The sequence below is a fragment of the Algoriphagus sp. genome, assembly GCF_024642405.1.
GTDB lineage: Bacteria > Bacteroidota > Bacteroidia > Cytophagales > Cyclobacteriaceae > Algoriphagus.
On the sequence record NZ_JAHEBC010000248.1, the window covers coordinates 1 to 5,610 of the forward strand.

Sequence of the window (5,610 nt, forward strand, 5' to 3'; positions counted from 1 at the left end):
CCTGTTTATACTCTACTAAAACGAGTCCAGCAGGGGTTTCTAAGCGAAGTTGTCCAGGAGTTTTGGGATAAATTAATCCCTCTTCAATTGCAATCGTAACTGTACCGATCGTACCGTGGCCACACATGGCAAGGCAACCGCTGGTTTCAATAAAAAGAACGGATACATCATTTTCAGGATTGTGTGGAGGAAAAAGCATTGATCCGGACATCATATCGTGTCCTCGAGGTTCAAACATTAATCCTGTTCGGATCCAGTCATAGTTTTCAAGGAAAAACTGTCGCTTTTCCAACATGTTGTTCCCTTCTAAGAAGGGCACACCTCCTGATACTACCCGTACAGGATTGCCACAAGTATGTGCATCAATGCAGGAGAAAGTATGTCTTGTTGACATTGATTAGTTCAATAGTATAAGTATGATTTTTTGACGGGTTTGTTAACCTAATTAGTTTTCAAATTTGATTAAACCAATCTTAAATTTTAGATGCTTTCTGTTGTGAACTTTCCATTTATTTGTCTTACGATTTCAAGTAGGTTATCATTCTTCAAAGCATCCGGGAGTAATTCGGAGGGCATGTCCTGAAAAGCGATAGGTCTTGCAAAACGTTTAATTGCATGTGCTCCAACAGAAGTACTTCTTGCATCCGTTGTAGAAGGAAAAGGTCCTCCATGTTGCATAGCATATCCCACTTCCACACCTGTAGGAACTCCCGTGAAAAGTAATCTTCCACATTTTTCTTCCAGCAGGTTGATTAGCTCTTTTTGGGCTTTGAGTTCAGATGAATCTGCCCATAAAGTGATCGTTAATTGACCTTTAAGCTTTTTCGCGACTTCGATTAATTCACTTTCATTTTCATAGACAACCATCAAAGCAAAAGATCCAAAAACCTCTTCTTGAAATAGTTCATCAGCAATCCAATCAGAAGCTTTGATTTCCGCAAACGCAGGGCTCACATTAATTAAGTGCTTTGCATTAGGTACTTTCACCCATTTCAGCTCAGATCGAGTTTTTAGGTTTTCTATGGCAGTGTAAAATGAGGATGCAATTCCTTCATGAAGCATTGGGCTTTCGGCAGCCGATTCCAGCGCATCTGAAACTGCATTTTCAAACCTATGAGAAAGCTCTTTAGGAACGAAGATTAAACCAGGGTTGGTGCAAAACTGGCCAGCACCCAAGGTTAAAGAGCTAATATAGCTCTGTGCCAAAGGAACCAATTCATTTCCCAGTTTTTCAGGAAAAGCGAAAACCGGATTTACTGAACCCATTTCAGCATATACAGGAATAGGTTCTTTTCTATCATTGGCAATATTAAACAAGGATTTTCCTGCCCCAAATGAGCCGGTAAATGCTACTGCTTTTGCCAATGGATGCTTGACTAAATCCTGCCCCATTTTTACTCCACCTTCTACATGAGTAAAAATTCCTTCAGGAAGCCCAGACAATTTTACAGCTTTAGAGATGCATTCTCCTACAAATTTCGAGGTGTCAGGATGTGCTGGATGTCCTTTATAAATGACAGGACAACCTGCTGCCAAAGCAGAGATAGTATCACCTCCCGCAGTGGAAAATGCCAATGGAAAGTTACTGGCTCCAAATACCACCACTGGACCTATCGGAGTCAGCATTCTTCTGATATCAGCTTTTGGAAGGGGAGTTCTTTTTGGGTCTGCAGGATCAATTGTCGCTTCTATCCAACTTCCCTCTCTCACTTGAGATGCAAAAAGTTTGATTTGTCCCGTTGTCCTACCTAATTCACCATTGATTCTACCTTCAGGGAGATTCGATTCCCGTACAGCCATAATTACAATAGCACCTCTGTTTTCTTCTAGAGTTTCGGCGATTTTTTCAAGAAATTCAGCCTTTTTACTAGGAGATATATTTTTATAAGAGAGAAATGCTTCTTGTGCTGCGGAAAATATTGGGTCGAGATTCATAGTATTATAAAAGGTTAATAGATTAGAAAATTCATAAAGCTAAAAGCCAGAACTTAAGTTACAATTTTTTGAACCTAAGCCCTGACTTTTTACATAGGTGATTACAACTTAGCACTTAAATGGAAGGTCTCTTTGAGATACCATCCTTTATGATTTTTTCAATTCTTTCTCTTTCTTCTCCTATCAAAGTGAGTCTTGGAGCGCGTACATATTCAGATCCAACTCCACAATGGAATTCTGCCAGTTTAATATACTGAACCAATTTTGGGTGTATATCCAGTTCTAACAGGGGGAGGAACCAACGATATATTTCTCTGGCCTCTTCAATTTTACCATCATTAACTAGATTAAATATGGTAACAGTCTCCTTTGGGAAAGCACATACCAATCCTGCTACCCATCCAACGGCACCCATCAGCAATTCTTCCATTGCGAGAGTATCGACTCCACATAGTATTTGGTAGCGATCACCGAATCGGTTGATCATTCTTGTTACGTTTGAGATATCTCTTGTAGATTCCTTGATTGCCTGAATATTTGGACAATCTGCAAGCTCAACAAACATGTCAATGGTTACCAATGTCTTGTAATCCACAGGATTATTATAGATCATTATGGGTAAATCCGTGCTATTTGCAACAGCTTTGAAATAGGCAACCACTTCTCTGGCGTCTGCTGCATATCTCATGGGAGGTAGCATCATCAATCCCGAAGCCCCTAACTCTTTAGCTTTGGCAGCCCAAAATAAGGCATCCTGAGTAGCGCCTTCTGCAATATTTAAAATCACTGGAACTTTCCCGGCCACATAATCAACAGTTTCTTTAGTCAGGGTGATTTTCTCTTCTTGGCTTAAAACAGAGCTTTCACCTAGAGTTCCCCCAAGGATAATTCCATGTACACCCGATTCTATTTGGAAGTCAATGTTTTTGAAAAACAAATCCATATCAAGACTTCCGTCAGCATGGAATTTAGTTGTTACCGCGGGGAATACGCCTTTCCAGTTCATATCTTTTTTTATTCAAAATTAATTGCTTTGATTTTGCTAAGTATTTGCTCAATTAGTAAAAAGTGGTTCTATTTTGATAAAAAAACTCTAATATTTGAACGATTTTTAATAATTGAATATCATTATAGCTTATGAGTAAGGTTATTTCATTTCAAATTCCAAAGTCAGGCAATACATTTGTTCAATATCAAGAAGATAGAGGGCAGTACTTTTATAATAATCTTCATCAACATCCTCAATGTCAATTAACTGTTATTTTGGAGGGAAGAGGACAATTATTGGTAGGGGATTATGTCGGTAGGTTTGAAGGAGGAGATGTTTTTTTGTTGGGAGAAAATATTCCGCATGTTTTCAGGAGTGATGCTGAATATTTTGACGAGAATAATAATCTTAAAATTGCAGGGAACACAATTTTTTTTGATTTCCAAGCATTTGGATCTTCTATAAAGGAAGTGGAGGATTTTAGGGATTTACTATTGTTGAATGATCAGATTAATGGATGCTTCAAAATCCATGGTGATTTAAAAAAAATGATCATTGAATTATTAAATGGTTTTAAAGAATTCAAAGGATTGGTAAAACTCCAGCGCTCTATCCAAATTTTATCACTTCTAGATTTTAACTCTGTAGATCTTGAGGCTCTAAACTTGATCCCAGTTAGCAGGTCTTTATCAGAAAGAGATGGTAAAAGAATGGATCAGGTGATGCGATATATTTTGGAGAATAGCCACAGATCTATTTCACTTGATGAGATTGCTGAACAGGCATTTATGAGTAAAGAGGCATTTTGTAGATTTTTTAAATTGAGAACCCGGAGAACTTTTACTCAATATTTACAACAACTTAGAATTACGGAAGCTAAAAAACTTTTATTAGAAACAGATTTGAGTATATCCCAAATTTCATTTCAAGTGGGCTTCCAAACTTTGTCTCACTTTAACAAGACTTTTAAAGTAATGACAGAACAAACTCCAAAATCCTGGAGAAAATTAAATTAATTTTGAAATAGAGGGGTGTTAATTCCCCATTTTAGGGTTAAAAAAATGTGATTTTTAATTTTAGTATTCTATTGTTTCCAATCCTTAGTTTTTATTTTTAATATTTTAATAGTCTAAAAATCAATACTTTAAGATATATTTTTTATTCTGTTTTCAATCTAAGCTCTTATTGGGGCATGTGCTTTGGCTTTTTCTTGCAAAAAAACCAACTATGAAAAAGCTATTTCTATCTATCACACTGCTACTGGCAGGTCTAGCCATTCATGCACAACAAGTAAGAGAGCTAGATGAAATCAACGAGAATAATTCCTGGCTAAAATTGGGGATCAACCTTGGAGCTCCAATCGGAGACGTTGGGAATTATTCTTCTTTTGCTCTCGGTCTTGATTTTGCAGCACAGTTTATGAGAACCGATAATTTCGGTTTTGGAGTGGCATCAGGGTACACTAAGTATTTTGAAAAGTCAGATGCTGAAAATTACGACGGGTTAAATGATGGGTTTGGTGCGATACCTCTCGGATTCATGTTTAGATATTACCCTCAGCCAGTAGGATTCTTCGTCGGTACCGATGTCGGGTATTCTTTTCTAACTAGTGTAAATTCTGCGGATGGTGGAGCTTACATCAGACCTCAACTAGGATATCATAATTATGATTGGAACATCTTCGGGTATTACAATCAAGTTTTTAGAGCTGACCCAGCAATTGATGTTCAAAGCATTGGAGTTGCTGTAACCTATAATATTCGATTTAAATAATTTATATAAAACCATTTCAACCATGAAAAATCAATTGATTAAATACACGCAAAATCTATTCTTATTTACGCTTGCAATGTTGTCTAGTTTGGCTACCTATGCTCAGGATGGAGGGTTAAACATTGACGTTAATATAGGCGAACCCGAATGGTACCAGCAAACATGGGTTTGGGTAGTGGGAGCTGCTGTTTTCGTCTTGATATTAGTAGCGCTACTGAGGAAAAAGAAATAAAAATTTAAGATAAAAAATCCCTGTTCATATTGAACAGGGATTTTTTGTTTATTGAATTTCTACCGAAATGGTATTGTCATCAGGAAGTCGGTCGATCAGCTTATTCAGGGGATCAATTCCTGCCTTAGCTGGTTCGCCCTTAACCCGGATTGTTAAAGTATTTTCACCTGGCTTAATCTTGTATTTTTGAATAAATAAAGGATTAGCCCTATCTTTTCCATTTTCATCCACGTCATCAGCTGCAAAGACACCGATGTCTATATAATCCCCCTCATATTCAGCATTGGTTTCCATACCAGCACCGTCGGCATAAAGCTTTTGAGAGCTAAATTTGATAGTTACATCATACTCTCCATCAGCGATTTTCTCTGCTGTAACCTCTTCAGCCCTATTATCATAAAGTGTGATCTTATTCCAGGTATCGTCCAGATAATACATTAAACTATCGGGCGTTTTGGCTGCCAAATGGCGATATAAGTCAGAGCTTCCAGGGAAAGGTGGCTCTTCTCGAAGTCCAAATTCTTTGTTGAAATTATAAAGTGCCGAATCCATGGCTTCAGCACCTATTAAATCACGTAATCCATATAAAATCAAACTTCCTTTATTATACCATTGATAGGCTCGATTACAGTTTATGAAGACATTTTCCTTTTTACCTTCATTGGATCTTCCACTTAAATAA

The 5,610-nt window shown here is 37.4% G+C and carries 6 protein-coding genes and 1 pseudogene; 3 read left to right on the plus strand and 4 right to left on the minus strand.

What is annotated here, in order from left to right; genetic code table 11:
* From Q0L68_RS15300 to Q0L68_RS15310, 3 genes are all read right to left on the minus strand, one after another.
* Positions 1 to 394 (minus strand): proline racemase family protein (locus tag Q0L68_RS15300; protein ID WP_296704915.1); only part of this gene is annotated, 394 nt, incomplete at its 3' end.
* A gap of 86 nt (positions 395 to 480) precedes the next feature.
* Positions 481 to 1,935, minus strand: coding sequence for an aldehyde dehydrogenase (NADP(+)) (locus Q0L68_RS15305; RefSeq protein WP_296704918.1), 1,455 nt, complete (start codon positions 1,933 to 1,935; stop codon positions 481 to 483).
* Positions 1,936 to 2,050: 115 nt separating this feature from the next.
* The gene (locus tag Q0L68_RS15310; RefSeq protein ID WP_296704919.1) at positions 2,051 to 2,941 is read right to left on the minus strand and encodes a dihydrodipicolinate synthase family protein; all 891 of its coding nucleotides are present in this window, start codon (positions 2,939 to 2,941) and stop codon (positions 2,051 to 2,053) included.
* Between the two features lie 131 nt (positions 2,942 to 3,072).
* Here Q0L68_RS15310 and Q0L68_RS15315 point away from each other — a divergent pair, with 131 nt between their 5' ends.
* From Q0L68_RS15315 to Q0L68_RS15325, 3 genes are all read left to right on the plus strand, one after another.
* The gene (locus tag Q0L68_RS15315) at positions 3,073 to 3,939 is read left to right on the plus strand and encodes an AraC family transcriptional regulator (RefSeq protein ID WP_296704921.1); all 867 of its coding nucleotides are present in this window, start codon (positions 3,073 to 3,075) and stop codon (positions 3,937 to 3,939) included.
* A 211-nt stretch (positions 3,940 to 4,150) separates the two neighbouring features.
* Positions 4,151 to 4,696: a hypothetical protein gene (locus tag Q0L68_RS15320; RefSeq protein WP_296704923.1), complete on the plus strand. Its 546-nt coding sequence runs from the start codon at positions 4,151 to 4,153 to the stop codon at positions 4,694 to 4,696.
* A gap of 22 nt (positions 4,697 to 4,718) precedes the next feature.
* A complete protein-coding gene (locus Q0L68_RS15325) occupies positions 4,719 to 4,928 on the plus strand; it encodes a hypothetical protein (RefSeq protein ID WP_296704924.1) in 210 nt (69 codons plus the stop codon).
* Positions 4,929 to 4,976: 48 nt separating this feature from the next.
* Here Q0L68_RS15325 and Q0L68_RS15330 read toward each other — a convergent pair.
* Positions 4,977 to 5,610, minus strand: a pseudogene (locus Q0L68_RS15330) (hypothetical protein); the annotation flags it as partial.

Coding starts and splice junctions, on each gene's coding strand:
- Q0L68_RS15305 (WP_296704918.1), bottom strand. CDS start 1,935: ATGAATCTCGACCCAATATTTTCCGCAGCACAAGAAGCATTTCTCTCT.
- Q0L68_RS15315 (WP_296704921.1), top strand. CDS start 3,073: ATGAGTAAGGTTATTTCATTTCAAATTCCAAAGTCAGGCAATACATTT.
- Q0L68_RS15325 (WP_296704924.1), top strand. CDS start 4,719: ATGAAAAATCAATTGATTAAATACACGCAAAATCTATTCTTATTTACG.
- Q0L68_RS15320 (WP_296704923.1), top strand. CDS start 4,151: ATGAAAAAGCTATTTCTATCTATCACACTGCTACTGGCAGGTCTAGCC.
- Q0L68_RS15310 (WP_296704919.1), bottom strand. CDS start 2,941: ATGAACTGGAAAGGCGTATTCCCCGCGGTAACAACTAAATTCCATGCT.